We start from the raw sequence: 20211 nt of genomic DNA, 5'->3' as shown, positions 1-20211 counted from the left end.
CACAGCATTGTTTAAGTCATTAAATTTAGAATATTAAAAAATGAACTATTTATGTTGAAGGTATTTTTCAGAAGTATTAAAAGATCCAGGATCAGTTTTATTATCAATCTAATAGGGCTTTCGAGCGGGCTGGCATGTACGTTATTGATCTACCTATGGGTGAGAGATGAGATGCTTGTAGATAAATTTCATGAAAACGATAGCCGTCTGTATCAGGTCATGCTCTCTATAAATAGAAATGGATCATTTCAAACTACAACAGCTACTCCAGGAATATTAGCAGAGGTGTTGCAGGAGGATTTTTCTGCTGTGGAAGATGCCGTGGCAGTCATGCACTCTCTCAAAATGAACACGCTCGCCGTAGACAAGAATGGGTTTAAAGCGGATGGTATCTACGCAGGAGAGAGCTTCTTTGACATATTTAGTTTTGATTTAATAGAAGGTCAATCAAAGGACATTTTGGTCGGACAGGAAAATATTGTGATTTCTGAAGAATTGGCAATGAAGCTTTTTGGGGGAAGTGAGAACATTTTAGGTAAAACCATAGAATTTGATGAAAAGGAACAATTCAATGTGGCTGGAGTTTTTGAGCGTGTACCGGGTAATTCTTCATTGCAATTTGACTTTATATTGCCCCTTCGTCAGTTTGAAAAGCATACAGGATACGAAATCAGTTGGGATGAAATGATGGCGAATACTTATTTTACCTTAAACCAAGGCACAGCTATCGACCAATTTGACAAACAATTGGCCGATTTTATGATGGTGATGGGCATCGATACGGAAAGTGCAAAAATTTTTGCCAGGCCATTTTCTGATGGTTATCTGTATGGTAATTATGAGGATGGAATACAAAGTGGTGGTAGAATCGAGTATATCAGGATATTTTCTATTATTGGGATAGTTATTCTTTTAATCGCGTGTATAAATTTCGTTAGCTTGTCCACAGCACTTGCTTCCAATAGGATAAAAGAAGTATGTGTGAAAAAAATATTGGGTGCAAAAAGAAAGTCAATTATCGTTCAGCATATAGGAGAATCGACTGCATTGGCTTTCATAGCCCTATTTGTTTCTCTGGCTCTGGTTTCTTTGCTGTTACCGTCATTTAACGAAATGGCAAATAAACAAATAGAACTAAATTGGAGTTTTGATATGGTAGCTACTTTTGTTACTATAACTCTACTCACTGGAATATTGTCAGGAGTTTATCCTGCTTTCTATATTTCCAGCTTCAAACCTACTGGTTCTTCGTCTGAATCCAGTAATTCTCCAAGGGAACAGTTAGTGAGGAAAGGTTTGGTATCTACACAGTTTGTCATATCAGTTATCCTAATTGTAGCTACATTGGTTATATACCACCAGTTTGAAATGATACAAAACCGCAATATGGGCTATAATAAAGACCATATCATTTATTTTGATTTTGGAGAAAAACTGTATGATCAACGAGAAGCTTTTTTAAATGAACTGAAAAAGTTGCCTAATGTAGAAGGCAGTTCAAGTGCCTTCTTTCTATCTAAGAGGAGTGGCTTCTTTGGCCCGGATGGTTCAACGGGTCATATTGATTGGCCTGGCAAAGATCCTGAAGAGCTAATTAATGTAAACTATCGCCTTGTTGATTATGACCTTATAGAACTTATGGGTATGGAGATGGTAGCCGGACGACCGTTTTCAGAGAAATTCAGTTCACAAAAAAAAGAAGTAATCTTCAATGAGTCTGCTATTGATATTATGAATCTCGGTTCTGATCCAGTAGGTACGATAGTCCAAATTTGGAACGACCAGTATGAAGTTGTAGGTGTGGTAAGGAATTTTTACTTCGAGTCAATTCATGAAGGTAAGGTAAAGCCATTATTTATGATGCGAAATCCGTCAAGGATGAATACTGCTATTGTTAAGGTCAGTGGGAAGGGTATGAACAATACGATCGCCTCTATCAAGCAGATTTATGCAAAATTTAATCCTGAAGGTATCTTTGTATACAACTTTATGGATCAAGATTTTCAACGGCTTTATTCAGGAGAGAAGAGAATGGCCATACTCTCCAGGTATTTTGCCGGTTTGGCCATAATTATCTCCCTTTTAGGACTTTTTGGATTAACAGCTTTTACTGTTCATAAGAAAAAGAAAGAAATCAGCATGAGGAAAGTTTTAGGGGCCAGTAGTTTTCAGGTTGTTAGTTTGCTATATAAAAATATTGTGAAGCTTTTGTTGGTGGCACTGCTCATCGCATTTCCTGTTAGCTATGTTTTAATGAGTAATTGGCTGGATAGCTATGCTGTCAGAGTTGAACTTGAACCCTGGTATTTTATTCTTGCGGCACTGTTGTCATTTGTGCTCATGTTAATAGCATCCAGTATTCAGATCCTTAAGGTACTTTCGATTAATCCTGCTGAGGCGCTCAGAAGGGAGTAACGCTATTATTGAATCAACTGCCAAATACAAAAGCAATGAAAAAATATTTGATGATAATATTGGTTTTAGCATGCTGTACATCAGAACAGAGGCAAGTGGCCAATGACTCGAAAAGTGGCGTACCTGAAGCACAAAAACTTCAGGTACCCGAATATATGGTCGGCAAGTGGAAACTTGTAAGCCTGATTTCCTATGAGAAGGGAGACACCAGCCGTATTACACCCGAAGATGCAGGTGTCTCATTAGTGTCTATAAATAATGCAGATGGATCTTTTACGGATATTTTGAATGGTAAAGAGACAAAAGGGGTATTTTACCTTAAAAGTGATACCGCAATTTTTGACTATGATAATGATACAAAACGATTATTTACCTACAGTTTTTCTAATGACACCTTATATTATACGGGTAGGATAAACGGTCTGTTGATGACTAGTGCTTTTATGATAGACAAATGATATTCTGCTTAATGATATCTCACCCTGTAACTTGCTAATAACATTATATCCTCAAATGCACAAACACGTTCCTTCTAGCCGGTCTTAAAGGATTGGTTTACATTTTAGTGCTGATTTTGGCCACATTCAAGAATTTCATGAAGTTCCTTTTTATTTCCTTAATTATATTTTTGTTGGTATCAACCTGTGATTATAGACACAAGGGATCATTTGACGTTGACAATCTGGTAAAAAAAATGACTGAAGGCTCGGGAGGAGACTCGGCCATTGCTTCTATTAAAACACATGTTTCCAAGTATGTAAGAGCCTCCAATAGTGAAGTACAAGAAATTTCGGTAGTGACTTTCAAAAGACCAGCTAAAATTAGATTTGACATTTTTGATAACAATAACGTTTTGCTCTTTACAATCGCCACAAATGGGGGAGAAGGTTGGGTATATTTGCCAAATAAAGGTGTGTTTCCCGCTCATCAGAAAAAAACTAATGAAATGATAAGTTGGGCAGAACATTGGATAGACGAATGGCGCAAATATAAGGATATCGACTTGAGAATTGAGTATCAGGGAGACGTACATATTGAAACCCGACCGTGTCATAAATTTAAAGTGATTGACCGATTTGGTATAGAATCATTTTGGTACGTAGACAAAGATACCTACCTTATGGCTAGATTGGATTATCCAAATATAGATGAATTTACCGGTGAGAGCCAGGGCAGAATTGTCAATGACCTCATAGGCTTTAGCAACATAGGTATAATATTTCCCACCAAGGAAGTTAGCTCTGACGGCACCAACAATAACATGATAAATTGGACTAACAATGTCTCGTTAAATGATTCAATTTTTGAATTGCCTAGCATCAATGTTTCGTCTACGGGAGAATATCTGCACCGAATAGCCAAAGCTGGCATGACAGTGGACTGAGTATTCTGCCGGGATTTTAGTTGAAATGATAAGAATTTTATTAAAAAAGGGCTGCCCATTTTATTTTAAAAGTAGCTCTCTGCTATGAAACAACTCGATAAGAAAAATATATTTGATATTTATCCATTGACGAAAGGTCAGCAGGGTATTTTGTTCGAAACAATCAAAAACCCCAATGCTGGGATTTATTCCATCAAGATATTGATCGGATATGACTTTCTTCTTGAAGAAGAAAAATTTAACAACGCCTGGGAAAGAATTCTGGAGGTAAATGAAATTTTGCGAGCTATCATCCGCTGGAGGAAGCTGAACAGACCTGTAGCTGTCATTTTGAAGGATGCCAAAGAGAGAATTAATATAGTCAAAAGAGAAAGTATTCGATTTCAGGGTTTTGAATGCTATACCAAGGACCATTGTAAAAGTAATCTGAATATTGAGGATGAGGTATTTAAGGTTACACTTCACCAAATCAATGCAAACAAAAGTCTCATCGAGATTGACAGCCATCACATTGTACAAGATGGCTGGAGTACGTCTATTTTGATCAACGAATTCATCGATCATTACCAGCAAAAGGACGCTACTATCGAAAAAGCCCACTACAAAAAATGTGTTTTGAATTTAAATGAATCTATTGATCTAACCTCCGCAGAGCAGTTTTGGGCAGATTATCTGAAAGATGTTGAAAAGAGTAATCTGGCTGAGAACTATGACCATGACAAATTACTTTTTCATGAATATGAGGTTTCATTTAATAGTGAATTTATCGATCTCCTGCAAGCCACAGCCAAAGAACAAAGAGTGAGCCTGGCTACCATACTTCATCTTGGATGGGGTATTGCTATTCAGGATTATCAGAGCACTGATGACATTGTTTTTGGCTCTGTAGTTGCCGGAAGGCCGTCCGATATGAGGGGTATGGAACGTGTTATTGGTAACTTTGTTAATACGTTACCATTTCGGCTCCGGTCAGGGTCTAAGAACAAACTTTCAGTAAAAGAAGCGCTAAAGCAGATTCAAAGCCACATTTCCGCACGGGCTGATTTTGAGCTTTGTACCATTGGCCAGATTAAAAAATTCGCGAAAATAGAGCCTGATACGGAAATTTTTGATTCAATATTGGTCATCGAAAACTATCCGTTTAATAATGATACACTCTATAGAGATCCTTTAAAGGCAATTTATGCAGAAGTAAAGGAGTCATCCAGCTATCCCTTAGACGTCTCTATCAGAATAGATGAGCAAATATCGGTCAATGTAAAATACCAATCTGCTAAGTTTAAGTACGAAAATGTCCGGTTTTTGATTTCCTCGTTTAAAGGAGCATTGGATTTTATAATGCAGGATACCGATCAAACCATTACAGAGTACACTGCAGTAACAGAAGGTGAAAAACATAAGATATTCCATTTATTTAATAGTCCCATAAATGAGGCAATACTGCCTTCATCATCAATAGTGGAGTTATTTGATAAAAAGGTATTATTGTCTTCGGAAAGTACGGCTCTCGTTTTTGGAGACGCTACTGTGTCCTACCGGCAATTACATAAACGAGCTAACAAACTCGCATATAAGCTTAAGCAAAGAGGTGTGATGCCAGGCGAGACCATTGGAGTATATGCATCACATTCCGTGGAAAGGATCATATCTTTGCTGGCAATTTTAAAAGTTGGAGGAGCATTTCTGCCACTAAAAGTTGCGGAACCTTTGGTAAAATTAAGTGAAGTACTGGATAACTGTTCTGTATCTAAACTTCTCATAGAAGAGAAATTTGGTGAGAATTTTTACCATCATCCTTCGTTTGACCATAAGCAATTTATTGATACCGATACTTCAGAGATAGAAAATGACCTCAAATGGAAAAATTATCCGAGTCATAAGGCAGATATAGCCTATGTGCTGCTAACTTCGGGTTCTACGGGTATGCCCAAAGCTGTTGCTATAGAACATCGCAGTCTGCAAAACACTATTCACTGGTTTATTGATGAATTTCAGGTGGGTCAGCAAACCAAAATACTTCAACTTACTGATTATACTTTCGATCCCAGTATGGAAGATATTTTTGGAGGCTTAATTGCTGGCGCAGAGATCCACCTACCTTCACAGGAAATTGCTGCTGATGCCAAGGAGTGCTATAAGTACATGTTGGAGCAAAGGATCAGTCTTATTAACTATGTTCCATCAGTACTTTACGAAATATTGGGTAACAGGGAAAAGGTCGAATCGCTTCAAACAGTAATATCAGGAGGGGAGGCCTTATCTGAAGCTATTAAAGACGAGCTTCTTTTGAAAGGTTATAATCTATACAACAACTATGGGCCTACTGAAACCACCGTAGATTGCCTTTTTTCGAAATGCGACCGGCAAAGAGTGAATTTAGGTAAGCCCATAACCAATAGCTACTGTTTAATCCTGAATGCCAATAACAAGCTTACACCGATTGGGCGTACAGGAGAGATTTGCATTGGTGGCCTGGGGGTGGCTCGAGGATACGTCAATGACCCTGAACTGACTGCAAGAAAATTTATTTCAGATCCTTATTATCCCGGCCAAATTTTATATAAAACGGGAGACTACGGTATATGGCAAGAAGATGGTACTGTGCTATATCAGGGAAGAAAAGATAATCAGGTAAAGATCAACGGCATTAGGGTTGAACTGGGTCATATAAGATCCGTGATTAACGATATGTCTGAAGTAATACAGTCAGAGGTGATCACAACCGGTTCTCCTAAAAGGCTAGTCGTGTTCATTATCGTAAGAAAAGAAGAGGAGTTAACAGAAGGTGAAACAAAGGAACGGTTGAGAAAAATATTACCTCCGTACATGATACCCCAGACCGTTCACTTTCTTGAGAAATTTCCGCTTACCAGCAACGGCAAGATAGATGCTGTAGCTCTTGAAAAGGTTTATATCAAATCCAGGCCCAATAATATACTGTCATTAAAGAATTTTTCAAGGTATGAGAGCGATTTGGTAAAAATTTGGAATGAAGTACTCGACCCCGTAGAATTAGATATAAACAGAAGTTTTTTTGAACTTGGAGGGGATTCATTGGGTTTGATGAAAATTAATAATCGAATTAACGATCACTTTAATCTTGATTTGCCCATTTCCACATATTTTTCATATCCGTCTATCAATCTGCTAAGTAGGCATATTCGAAGCCTGGTAGAGAAAGAAAACATAACTGAGCAAGAAGCAGACGATGTATCAGGTGACAGAGTATCAGCAGCGAAAAACAGACTGTCAATAATCAAAAGAAATCGATGAGTCAGCGAGAATATAATGGGTTGGAAATTGCCGTCATTGGCATGGCATGTAGATTTCCAAAGTCTCCGAACGTAAAGGAATTCTGGAAGAATTTAATGACTGGTAAGGAGTGTATTACCATAGACCATGTAAACAATGAAAAGGGTCGTATTAAAGCCAAGGGAATTCTGGAATACAACGAATGTTTTGATTTCGATTTCTTTGGCTATTCCCCAAATGAAGCTGAATTCATGGACCCACAGATTCGGATACTACACGAATGTACCTGGGAGGCGCTAGAAGATGCCGGCTATAATCCTTTTGAGTATAATGGTCTCATTGGTAATTATGTAGGGGCATCAACAAATCCCACCTCATACATGAATCCATTTCTCAGAAACGGTAATGGCAATCATGACCTTTGGTCCAACCTCCTGTACTCTGACAAGGATTTCATTAGTACCAGGATTTCGCACAAACTCAACCTCAGAGGACCGAGCTTTACCATTGACACCGCTTGTTCCACATCTCTGTCGGCTGTAGATGTGGCCACACAAGGATTACTTACCGGTAAATGTGACATAGCAATAGCTGGTGGTGTTTCAATTACATATCATGATGAGGAAGGATATGTGTATAAGGAAGGATTTATTAATTCTCCGGATGGACACTGCAGGGCATTTGATGCAGAGGCCAATGGTACAGTTACGGGAAATGGCGCAGGCCTGGTAGTGCTCAAACGACTGGACGATGCCATAAAGGATGGTGACAGAATAGATGCCGTTATCCTCGCGTCTTCTATGAATAACGATGGAGCTAACAAGCTGGGATATACGGCACCTTCACGCAAGGGCCAAATAGAAGTGATAAAAAATGCTTATCAAATGGCCGAGATCGATGCAGAGAGCATCGGCTATGTAGAAGCACACGGAACAGGTACACAGGTAGGTGATCCTGTAGAAATAGATGCGTTAAAAATAGCTTTTAATACGCAAAAGAGAAACTATTGCGCTATAGGAGCTGTGAAAACAAATATTGGCCATTTAGATACGGCAGCCGGTATAGCGGGTTTAATAAAAACTGTGCTTGTATTAAAAAATAAACAAATTCCTCCAACCCTTCATTTTAAAACTGCAAATTCAAAGTTTGATCTTGAAAACAGTCCCTTTTTTATAAATAGTGAGCCCTTGCCATGGGAAAGTGATGGGTTGAGGAGAAGAGCTGCAGTTAGTTCCTTTGGAATGGGAGGTACCAACTTACATGTGGTGCTGGAAGAAGCCCCTTTATCTAGTAAGAAGAAGGCTATTACGGGTGATATTTTTTTATTAACTGCCCGTTACAAGAGCCAGTTGGATGAGTTGAAAAACAATTTTGCTACTTACCTTAAAACAGGACCCGTACGTTCTGAGGATTTCAATAATATAGCCCATACCATGAGGGTTGGTAGATGTCATTTTAAATATAGACTAGCTATACAGGCTGATTCTTTAGAGACTCTCGCGGACAAACTGGATCAAAATGTAACATATGGTATAGCTGAGAAATCTGGTGGTAAGGTGGCTTTTATGTTTTCTGGTCAGGGAAGCCAGTATGTCAACATGACGCGGCAGTTGTACCTGTCAAATGAGTACTATCGAACTGACTTGGAAAACTGTTTCAGTATTTTAAATAGATTTTATGATGAAGATGTCAAATCCATAGTTTTTAATGATAACGATGTCGATAATTTTTTAATAAACAATACGCTATATACTCAACCAATACTGGTGGCTGTAGAGTATTGTTTGGCACAACTCCTTATAAGGTGTGGTCTGAAGCCAGATATTGTTATTGGACACAGTGTAGGGGAATATGCAGCAGCATGTATTGCAGGTATATTTAGCCTTGAAGATACATTGAAAATAGTTTCTAAACGCGCTCAACTGATGAACTCCGTTGAAGGGGGTGCTATGCTTTCCCTGAAGATGGAGAAAGGCAAACTACTATCAATGCTTACTACAGATCTGTCTTTGGCAGCGGAAAATTCTGACAATCATTTAGTAATTTCCGGGTCGTTTTCTGCTATAGAGAAATTTAAACAGAAGCTGGAGGAGAACCAGCATAGCTATACGGAGTTGAAAACTTCCCACGCTTTCCATTCTTCCATGATGCTACCCATAATGGAAGCGTTTGAAGAAGTATTTGCCGAAGTAGAAATTAATGAACCTGAACTTTGCTATGTTTCCAACGTCACAGGGAGGGCAATAGGCTTTGATGATATTTCTCGTCCTTCCTATTGGAGTAGTCAAATTGTAAATACAGTTCTTTTTAAAGAGTGTATAAACTCTGCTGTTGATGAAGGAGCCACGCTGTTTCTTGAGATAGGCCCGGGTCTGACATTACAGATATTTGCTAAAGCTGGTCACACTAATATTAATACTCTTGGCTTTATCCGACATCCGAATGAAAATGTTAATGACTTTGACTATCTGCTTCAAAAGCTGGGTGTATTATGGGAAACAGGAAGCGAAATTCACTGGAATGTATGCTTGTCCAGGCAGTTGATAACAAAAGTGTCATTACCTACTTATCCATTTGAGAAAAATAAAATCCCTGTTCATCGGATCAATTTTGAAAATATTTCCGAGAGTGGAATATTTAAAACTAGTGAGCAGGAAGAGGAAATACAGTACTATGCTCCATTATGGGAACAGTCCATACTTGCCAAAACTGAGAATTCTGACGGTATCAAGCCATGCGTGATATTTAGCTTCGACATAAAAAAAGACAAAAAGCTTATTACAACCCTGAGACAAGGGAATGGACTTTTGATCATAGTAGAGATGACAGAATTTTATAAAGAAGGTCAACTAAAAGTATCTGTCGACTCTAAAAGAAAGGGTGATTATCAAAAGGCACTGAAAAAAGTAGAAGGTACGGGTGCGAAGGAACTGAAAATTATTTTTAGCTGCAGTAAGTACACAACAGACCAAGCAGATACCGCTTTATATTCCGAACTGGAATCTTTTATTTTGCTGGTACAATCCCTTGCTTCCCTGGAAGGGTATGATAAGAAAAATCTCTATGTGATCACTCATGGTCAGTATAATGTCCTTAACGAACGTACAGTTAATCAGATTTCTTCATCGCTGGTCGGAGTACTTAAAGTGGTTGAAATAGAGCAGAAGGAAATGAGATGTGTGAACATCGATTTTGATAAAAACTTCACTGACCATCAAGATCAGTTCAAAGCAGAGGTTTCCGCAACCCCTGTAAATGGTGTAGTTGCCTACAGAAACGGTCTACGGTGGACTCCGGTATATCGGAAAATTGAGCCACCTCATAACTCCCAAAAATTAAAACAAGGGGGCACGTATGTTATTACAGGAGGTGTAGGAGGTATGGCAAGTTCGATAGCACGGCATCTTTTGGAGAATTATGGTGCGCATGTGGTGATTATAGGGCGCTCCGAGTTCTTAAGTTCTTTTGATTGGGCTACTGATCAATTTGGTGATAACATTGCCTCAAAATATCACAGGAGGATCAAAGAATTGGTAGAAATCAGTAAAAAAAGTTCTGGTACAATAACTTCCTATAGTGCGAATATCTCTGACAAGCGGGCGATAAAAGAAATATTTGGTCAGGTAATTTCTGAAAGAGGTGGGGTCAATGGCATTTTTCACACTGCGGGAGTGATAGATTACGGAGGGGTGGTACAGCGGAGAAGCTTTAATTCTTACAGGGAAGTAATGGAGCCTAAAGTAGAGGGAACGCAGTGTCTGGTACAGGTAATGGCCGAATATAAGTTGACACCGGATTTTACTTTGTTATTCTCTTCTAATGGAAACACTCTTTATGCCTACAAATATGGGCAGTCAGCTTACAACGCGGCCAACGAATACCTTGACACACTGGCTGCAGATAATGAACTCAGAGAGAGATTTAACATAAAGACCATCAACTGGAATGACTGGTACGAAATAGGTATGACAATAGACTCATTAGAGGTGAAGCATGGTATTGGATTAGGGAAAGAATTGCAGGACAGAATTGATGATGGGTTATCACCACAAGAGGGATTACGGGTGATCGAAAAGGTACTTAACCTGGATATTCATCGCGTAATCATTAGCAGGAAAGATGTGAGGAAGGAAGTGGACTTTATGAACTATATACTCGAAAACAATAAAGATCTATTGCTGGAGAGGCTTTTGGAACATTCATCGTCAGACAATCGATACTACAAGAAACCAGAGATCAATACTGAGTATCAGCCTCCAAGAACTATTGTGGAGGAGACCATTATTGAAGAACTGCGTAAGTATTTAAAATATGATGATATTGGTATTTATGACAATTTTTTTGAATTGGGGTTGTCCTCATTAGACTTGGTACAGCTAAGTTACCGGTTAGGTGTAAAGCTTAACAAAAGTGTTAGTGTCACTACCTTATTCACGTATCCAACAGTGGATACTTTGTCTCGTAATCTAGGGCATGAGGAAAATGAGGAAAGGAAAGAAAGTGAAGTTATACCCGATAATGAAGACTTTCAAAATTCATTGAGCCTTTTCAAATAGAATTCAAAAAAATGAAAAATTCAAATTCTTCAAGAACAGGTCTGGAAATAGCCATTATAGGCATGGCGGGAAGATTTCCCGGAGCTGAAGATATTACAGAATACTGGCAGAACCTTCTTCAGGGTAAGGAAACCATAGCTCGTTTTACAGAAGAAGAGTTGGCTCTCAATGTGCCAGAAAAACTATACTCAAAAAGAAATTATGTGAGGGCGAAAGGGTATCTTAAGAATATCCAGTATTTTGATCCCCAATTCTTTGGTTACAATAAAAAGGAAGCATCACAATTGTCTCCTCAGAGCAGAGTATTTCAGGAGTGTATTTGGGAGGCTTTTGAAGATGCTGGTTATAATATCCAAAAATGTCAGGGGAGTATCGGTATCTATGCCGGGGCCTCCTCCAGCTTGATGTGGCAGTTACTCACCAGTATGGGGACATCCTCTGATTTGGATCATTTTAGTGCTGCCCTACTTAACGATAAAGACTACTTGTGTACAAGGGCATCTTACCAGCTAAATTTAAATGGACCGAGTGTGACGATTAATACAGCCTGTTCTACTTCTTTGGTCGCAATCCATATGGCTTGTAGGGCGCTCCTCACACGAGAATGCGATATGGCGTTAGCCGGGGGTGTGACGGTAACCCTGCCTACCAAATCAGGGTATATGTACGAAAACGGTATGATCAATTCCCCGGATGGTCATTGTCGACCTTTTGATAATAAGGCCAATGGAACAGTGTTTAGCGATGGTGGAGGTGTGGTTTTGCTCAAACGATTGTCACATGCAATTGAGGATGGAGATAATATTCATGCGGTTATATTAGGATCTGCCATCAATAATGATGGAAACTCAAAAGTGGGCTTTACCGCTCCAAGTGCAACTGGCCAAGCTGATGTGATAAAACAAGCATATAAAGTCTCTAAAATTTCGCCTGAAAGCATAAGTTATATAGAAACTCACGGAACAGGTACTCCAATAGGAGATCCTATTGAGATTGAGGCGCTAAAAACTGTCTTTAACAAAAATCAATCTATTCACCTTGGGTCAGTCAAAAGCAACATCGGCCATTTGGATGTCGCTGCCGGAGTGGCAAGCCTGCTAAAGGTAATAATGGCGCTGAAGCATAAACAGATACCGGAAACCCTGCATTTTAGCGAACTGAATGATAAAATAGATATTACAAATACTTGCTTTTCAATAAACAATGGTCTGAGAACATGGAAGGTTGAAAGTGTGCTAAGAGCTGGGGTCAATTCGTTTGGTATTGGAGGTACTAATGCCCACGTTATTCTGGAGGAGGCACCTTTACCTGAGGTGTCAACTACCGATGAAGAAGATAAGCAACTTATGCTTTTTTCTGCTAAAACAGATAAATCATTAGAAAAGTACCTGGCAAAAGTTAAGACTTTTCTCACTGAAAGTAGCTGTAGCCTGGCTGATCTGGCTTACACACAAAACTTTGGAAGAGCGTGGTTTGATAAAAGAGTAGCTATCTGTTTTTCTGGCAAAGAAGATTTGGAGAAGAAGCTTACGCAATTAATAGAAAAGAAAAATTTTTCACAGGTAAAGGCCAGGCAAAAGGTAATATTCGCTTTCGGAGGTATAGGTGCTGAATATCCAAATATGGGATTGGATCTATATCTTGGGGTGAAATCTTTCAGAGAAATTTTCCAAGAGTTGCAATCAATTTTAGAGCTAGATATAATCCAGCAGATGTATAAATCGCCACAACTGGAAAATCAGCAATATTTTGAGGAAAACAAGGAGATCATTCTTTTTTGTTTTGAGTATGCTTTGGCAAAGTTATTTATGCGATTGGGGCAACAACCTTTTTTTATGATCGGACATGGTGTAGGAGAATATGTTGCTGCTACCTTAAGTGGTGTGATATCACTGAAAGATGCATACAAGATTCTTCTAGAACGTAAAAAGGTTAATAGTGCCCACTTTGCTCCAGCACTATTGAGTATTCAAAGTAATTTAGCCGGGATTACTCCATATCTTAATGGCAATGGACTCTCCGTAGCTGCTTGTAATTCTGAATTCAGTACGATAGTGTCAGGTGATCAGAGTAATATTCAGGAGTTTAAAGAGGAGCTTGATGCAATGAAAATACGTAGTGTGGCAGTGCCAAATACACAGGTATTTAATGCGTCAAAGATTGAGATTGATGGTTTTGCCGAACTGTTTAGCACTATCTGTATTAACGAGCCTGAGATTCCATACATTTCATGTATTACCGGGGAAAAAGTAGATGCTCTAGCGGTAAAGAATATAGGGTACTGGATGGATTTAATGTTGAATCCCATCCGGTTTGATCTTGGGATCAACGAACTCCTAAAATATGAAAATACAGTATTCTTAGAATTGAGCCCATCTATGGTTATCAGCTCCTGGATCAACAGGAATAAGCTAAAACTGTCAAGTCAGATGGCTATTAGTGTTATCAGAAATAAACATGATCGTGTTTCTGACCTGTCCAAACTGAATGAAGTGCTGACAGAACTCTGGAAAAAAGGACTTGCTGTTCAATTTAACCAGTTGGAGCATTGCAACAAGGGTAAAAGAACATCTATCCCAACCTATCAATTTGATAGAAAATTCCTTTGGGTAGAAAAGGAGCATCTGGGTGTAAGTGCCATTAACAGCTTTTACACTGACAGTGACGATAGAAAGGATGCCATAAGAGGAAATTTCACTAAAAGAGAAATAGAAGAACAGTTGTGTAAAATTTGGGGGCAAGTGATAAATGAAACTGATATAAATCCTGAAAAAAATCTATTTGAATCAGGGATTACATCACTGGATGCGATTAACGCAAACCGGCTTATTAAAATGCACATCGGTGTTGAATTGGAAATCACAATCATGTTTGAACATCCAACAATCAAATCATATGCAGCTTACCTTTTTGGAATACAAAATGAGTTAACACCACAAAATGTGGATTTATGATTTCATATTTCAAAACGATTTCATGTTTTGGGTATCACCTCTAATTAGTTTTTAACATCATCAAAAAGAATTAAAACTTTGGAAACCACTAAGCAAAATATTAAGGATACAGACATTGCCATTATCGGCATGGCAGGAAAATTTCCCGGTGCTGATAATCTGGATCAATTTTGGGATAACCTGAAGCAGGGAGTTATTTCGATTAAGCGCTTTTCTGATGAAGACCTTATCGAAAACGAAGTCAACAAACAAGACCTTCAGCATCCTAATTATATTAGAGCAAAAGGTACACTTAGCGATATAGAATATTTTGATGGAGAATTCTTTGATTATACTGGCAGAGAAGCTGAAATCTTGGACCCTCAGATAAGGTTATTAACCGAGCTTTCCTGGCATGCTTTGGAAGATGCCGGATATGTGCCTGAAAAATACAATGGAAATATAGGAGTATATACTGGTGTTACTAACAATCTGTATTGGCAGCTAAAAATGATAGCTAGCGGAAAAATTACTAACAATGAAACACTTTCTGTTGCGATATATAGTGAAAAGGATCATGTCAGTACGAGAATTTCGTATAAACTAAACCTCACTGGACCTAGCTTTACAGTTGAAACCCAATGTTCTACTTCATTGGTAGCCTTTCATTTGGCATGTCAGGGGATCATCAATGGAGAGTGTGATATGGCTATAGCAGGAGGGGCGAGCATTAACCTGCCCAATAAAGCTGGATATATTTATCAGGAAGGATCTATTCATTCCAAAGATGGGGTCTGTCGCGCTTTTGATGAAAATGCAAATGGTACGGTTTTTAGCGATGGAGCAGGGTTGGTAGTTGTTAAGAATGCCAGGAAGGCAATTGCAGATGGTGATAATATTTACGCCATAGTAAAAGGGTCGGCAGTAAACAATGATGGACTTGAAAAAGCTGGTTTTACTGCTCCAAGCGTTAGCGGCCAAAAGAAGGTTATAACACATGCTTATGAAAAAGCGGGTGTGAACCCTGAAACAATTACCTACATAGAAACACATGGCACGGGCACAGCTATAGGAGATCCGATAGAAATAGAGGCGCTTACACGAGCTTTTAATACTAATAAAAGAGGGTATTGCCGCATAGGGTCATTAAAGCCAAACGTTGGACATATGGATAATGCGGCAGGTATCGGTAACGTCATTAAAGCCACTCTGGCTATAAAAAATAAACAAATACCTCCCAGTGTTAATTATAATAAGCCGAATCCAAAAATAAAATTCGAAGAAACCCCATTTGTAGTGAATACACAGTTGGTTGATTGGGAAGAGAACCAGAGCTATCCCAGAAGGGCGGGAGTAAGTAGCTATGGTGTAGGGGGTACAAATGCTCACGTACTGTTAGAAGAATACATTTCTCAAGATCAGGTAGAGGTTAACAATGATGGACTGTACCTCATTCCATTTTCCGCAAAAAGTGAATATTCCTTTAACGCATTGAAGGCAAATCTTCAAAGATATTTGGAAGGATACCCAGGTAGTTTGTCTGATATAGCTTATACCCTTCAAACAGGTAGAAGGGATCTTAGTTATAGACATGTTATTCTTGGTAATTCTGAGGACGAGGTATTGAAAAAATTGAAGGTTGCAACGCCATCTTCAGCTAAGAAGACTGAGGACATCAGGACAATTTTTTTATTTCCGGGACAAGGTGCCCAATATGTCAATATGGGCAGAGGGCTGTATGAGCAATGCAAACCATTCCGAAGAGCATTGGATCAGTGCTTCGAAATTTACGCGCAAATAACAAATGAAGACCTACGAGAAATAGTTTTTGGTGATTTGCGTGAAGAAGGAAGCACAATCAATGAAACTAAAAATGTACAACCATTGATATTTTCATTTGAATTTGCACTGGCCAGGGTACTCATGGAAGCTGGAATAAAACCTGACTACATGATCGGGCATAGCATAGGAGAATATACTGCGGCTTGTATTAGTGGAGTACTAAGCCTGCAAGATGCGATGAAGCTCGTCATCAAACGTGGAGAACTCATACAGTCTTTACCAAAGGGCAGTATGATGGCCATAATGATGGAGCCGGAGGATTTAAAACCAATACTATCTCGGGATATCAGTATAGCGGCAATTAACTCTACTGGAATTACTGTTGTTTCAGGTGAAGATAAAGCCATAGACGAACTGGATACAACACTGAAACGGCAAGGTGTTGAGGGTAGAAAACTTCATACATCTCACGCTTTCCATTCTCATATGATGGATCCTGCTATTGATAAATTCGAACAAATGTTCAAGGAGGTAGATATTAATGAGCCACAGATAGGCTATATGTCTAACCTGACAGGGAAACCCATACAAGGTGAGGAAATTAAAAAGCCATCTTATTGGTCAGCACATCTTCGAAATACTGTCCTGTTTAAAGATAATATCGAAAACCTTCCTGATAAGGGAAATTCCATTTTCATTGAAGTAGGTCCGGGAAATGTGCTTTCTTCATTCGTGAAACGATTTTCATCCGAATCCAGAAACTATGCAATTTACAATACCATTAGGCATCCCCAGGAAAAAGTATCTGATACAGAAGTTTTCTACAACGTTCTTGGAAAAATCTGGCAAAAAGGATTAGCTGTAAACTGGAACAAAGTTTTCGACAATAGTGCGCGTAGAAAGGTATCTGTGCCCGTATATCCCTTTGAGCGGAAAAAGCATTGGGTGAAAGGAAATGTTTATCAAATAGCTCAGGGAGCGGCAGATGGAACGGTAAAATACAAGGATTCCGAGATGCTCTATAACAGGAGATTATACAGACCTACTTGGGTAGAGACAGCATTAGAACCGCAAACACTTGATACCAATAGTAAGTCTTGGATAGTTTTTGCTGAGGATGGCGATCTTGTTTCACAGCATATCTTAACGCAAACCAAAGAACTATCTAAATACGCCCTAATTGTAAACAATGGTGATGAGTATAAACGCCTCAAGAACGGATATGTGATTAACCATGAAAACAAACATGACTATAAGCAACTTTTCAACGAGTTGAAGGCAGGTATCAATGATAAGGAGATCAATATTCTGCACTTTTGGTCATTGAATTTTGATAGTGAATTAGATATTCATTCGAGTAAGTCCAGAGAATTTCAGGCTAAAGGACTGATAAGTATCCTATTTATTGTGCAGACGATTAGTGCTATTTTCCCAAAAAACAAAGTAAATATTAAAATCTTCACCAATAATATTCACCATATAAGCTACAAAGATATACTGAACCCACTTAATGCCACTGTACTGGGTGCCATCACCACGGTGCCGTTAGAGTATAAAAACATCGACCTGTGGGGATTGGATCTGGACTTAAAGCATCTGGAAAGACCGGTTTTGGCTAATGATGCTATAAATGCAATGATTACCCATAACAGCAACGATAAAATATTGGCATTAAGAAACGACAAGCTTTTTACCAGAACCTTCGAGAGTATGCCCTTTAAATATGAGCTTGAACTTCAAAATATCATAAAGGATAATGGAGTTTACTTGGTCACTGGAGGATTGGGAGGTATAGGAGTGGAACTTGCAACTTATTTATCCAAAACAGCCAAAGTAAAACTTGCGCTTACTGGCAGAAGTGAATTTCCTGACAGAAACAAATGGGATAAACTAGTGAAATCGGGAGGCAACATTGCCGATAGAATCAGAAGAATTCAGGAAATAGAAAGTAATGGCGCTGAGGTGATGTTGGTAAAAGCTGACGTGGCTGACAAAAGTAGCATGGAGTCTTGTGTAAACCAGGTACAGGCAAAGTTTGGTCCTGTCAATGGTGTTTTACATTGTGCAGGTGTAGCGGGGGGAAACATTATTCCAACACTGGAACCAAACCTTATTTACGATACCATGAATTCAAAGGTTTTTGGTACACTTATACTAGATGAATTATTGCAACAAGGTAACAATAATCTCGATTTTATGGTACTTTGTTCGTCAATTAGTAGTATCACCGGCACGTTTGGCCAGATGAGTTACACAGCCTCTAACTCATTTCTTGATGCATATACACACTATAAAAATGCTCAGGGCAAAAGGAATGTCATTTGTTTTAACTGGGATATCTGGCAGGAAGTAGGGATGGCAACCAAAGCCATGAAGGAGCTCAACAGAGAGGATGATATCAGGGTTGAACCTGGAGATTTATTGGAGCATCCTCTTTTTGTAGGGCAGGCCAATATGGAGCAAAAGAGAGTGTATCTGTCTCATCTTAGCCCCCAGCTTCACTGGATGATAGACGAACACAGAATATTAAATCAACCGGTATTACCAGGTGCTACTTATGTGGAGATGTTGGGTTTTATTGCCTCTAATGAATTTGCAACTAAACAATTTAAAATACACAACTTAAATTTATATACACCATTCGTGGTTGATGAAAATACAGAGAAGTCACTGTACACAGTTCTTAAGGAAGAATCGGGCGTCTATCATTTTTCTATTAGGCAAAAATATAACTCAGAGAAAGACGGGCTTTGTGCTAAAGGTACTTTAGAGGCCTTAGGGCTTGAGAAACGTGATACGGTTAATATAGCTCAGATACTTCAACGCTGTAATGCACAAACTATTGATAATGCTAAAAACGAATTGAATAAAGATACCTCTTTCCTGGAATTGGGAAAGAGATGGACCTGTCTAAAATCGATCCACCTGGGCGAGGAGGAGGGAGTAGCTGCGATAGAGATGCCTGACGAGTATAGCGATGACTTTACAGATTATAATTATCACCCGGCAATGCTCGATATTGCTTTTAACTATTTCGCAGCATGGAAGATCGGACAGAACGAATATTTACCTTTCTCTTTTAAAAACATGAAGGTGTATAAGGCGATACCACAAAAATTGTACAGCTATGTAAAGCAGAATGGTAATCTGCAGGGACTGAAAGAAACTATCTCATTCAATGTCAACCTTGTTGATGAATTTGGAGAACTTATCATTTCCATTGAGGAGTACATTTTGAAAAAAGTGTATAGCGATACGGTTAAAGGGGGTGGAGGAATAGGAAAGCTGTATGACCAAAAGAGGGAAGATAGTAAGGATGCGCTTCTCGAAGAAGGAATTAAAAGTGAAGAAGGCACTAAAATATTTGATACGATTCTTTCCAACTACTTACTTACAGGTAGCTCTGATTACTCACAAGTTGTAGTTTCTAACAACGATTTGAGAGCTATTCTAGAAAGTGGTGAGGATACGGATGCATATTCTTACTTTAAGTCCAATAAATCCGATAATGACCAGCCATTTACAGGTAGGCCTGAGCTGTCTGAATTATACGAAGCACCCATAAATGACAGACAGGAAAAATTATGTGAATTTTTTCAAAATTACTTAAGAATAGACAAGGTAGGGGTTAATGACAACTTCTTCGAGCTAGGTATTTCCTCTCTGGATGTGGCTGAGATAAAGATTGGAATAGAGGAAGGGTTCCAAATTGAACTTCCTGTAGCAGTGATCTTTGAAAATCCCAATATAAAAGCGCTGGCCAATTTCATTGCTCAGGAACTAGGGGAAGATGAAAAGAAAGAAGAAATAATTGATCGTACTGATCAGGTTAATGAGGGTCGAAAGTTATTGCAAAGGCGACTCTTAACCAGTGACTAAAATAGCGCCT

At 38.8% G+C, this 20211-nt stretch carries 7 protein-coding genes; all 7 read left to right on the top strand.

Going from position 1 to position 20211, the window contains the following annotated elements; translation table 11 throughout:
• Positions 1–51: 51 nt before the first annotated feature.
• The 7 genes from C900_RS07530 to C900_RS28205 all read left to right on the top strand — a co-directional run bounded on the left by C900_RS07530 (position 52) and on the right by C900_RS28205 (position 20201).
• The gene (locus C900_RS07530; protein ID WP_009579126.1) at positions 52–2415 is read left to right on the top strand and encodes an ABC transporter permease; all 2364 of its coding nucleotides are present in this window, start codon (positions 52–54) and stop codon (positions 2413–2415) included.
• 35 nt (positions 2416–2450) lie between these two features.
• A complete protein-coding gene (locus C900_RS07525; protein ID WP_040496078.1) occupies positions 2451–2873 on the top strand; it encodes a hypothetical protein in 423 nt (140 codons plus the stop codon).
• Positions 2874–3109: 236 nt separating this feature from the next.
• Positions 3110–3799, top strand: coding sequence for a hypothetical protein (locus C900_RS07520; RefSeq protein ID WP_157493936.1), 690 nt, complete (start codon positions 3110–3112; stop codon positions 3797–3799).
• A gap of 84 nt (positions 3800–3883) precedes the next feature.
• The gene (locus tag C900_RS07515) at positions 3884–7072 is read left to right on the top strand and encodes a non-ribosomal peptide synthetase (protein ID WP_009579123.1); all 3189 of its coding nucleotides are present in this window, start codon (positions 3884–3886) and stop codon (positions 7070–7072) included.
• The gene (locus C900_RS07510; protein WP_009579122.1) at positions 7069–11607 is read left to right on the top strand and encodes a type I polyketide synthase; all 4539 of its coding nucleotides are present in this window, start codon (positions 7069–7071) and stop codon (positions 11605–11607) included. Before C900_RS07515 ends, C900_RS07510 begins: the two co-directional genes overlap by 4 nt.
• Positions 11608–11618: 11 nt before the next feature.
• Complete coding sequence (locus tag C900_RS07505) at positions 11619–14561, top strand: type I polyketide synthase (protein WP_009579121.1); 2943 nt, start codon at positions 11619–11621, stop codon at positions 14559–14561.
• 78 nt (positions 14562–14639) lie between these two features.
• Positions 14640–20201: a type I polyketide synthase gene (locus tag C900_RS28205; protein ID WP_009579120.1), complete on the top strand. Its 5562-nt coding sequence runs from the start codon at positions 14640–14642 to the stop codon at positions 20199–20201.
• Positions 20202–20211 lie beyond the last annotated feature (10 nt).

The sequence above is a fragment of the Fulvivirga imtechensis AK7 genome, from assembly GCF_000331535.1.
GTDB lineage: Bacteria > Bacteroidota > Bacteroidia > Cytophagales > Cyclobacteriaceae > Fulvivirga > Fulvivirga imtechensis.
Note: the sequence above shows the minus strand (reverse complement) of the source record. Positions and strands in the feature narration are given on the sequence as shown.

What these genes read in the sequence shown, in the direction of transcription:
- C900_RS07525 (WP_040496078.1), top strand. Translation starts at nt 2,451, where the DNA reads ATGAAAAAATATTTGATGATAATATTGGTTTTAGCATGCTGTACATCA.
- C900_RS07515 (WP_009579123.1), top strand. Translation starts at nt 3,884, where the DNA reads ATGAAACAACTCGATAAGAAAAATATATTTGATATTTATCCATTGACG.
- C900_RS07510 (WP_009579122.1), top strand. Translation starts at nt 7,069, where the DNA reads ATGAGTCAGCGAGAATATAATGGGTTGGAAATTGCCGTCATTGGCATG.
- C900_RS07505 (WP_009579121.1), top strand. Translation starts at nt 11,619, where the DNA reads ATGAAAAATTCAAATTCTTCAAGAACAGGTCTGGAAATAGCCATTATA.
- C900_RS07530 (WP_009579126.1), top strand. Translation starts at nt 52, where the DNA reads ATGTTGAAGGTATTTTTCAGAAGTATTAAAAGATCCAGGATCAGTTTT.
- C900_RS07520 (WP_157493936.1), top strand. Translation starts at nt 3,110, where the DNA reads ATGACTGAAGGCTCGGGAGGAGACTCGGCCATTGCTTCTATTAAAACA.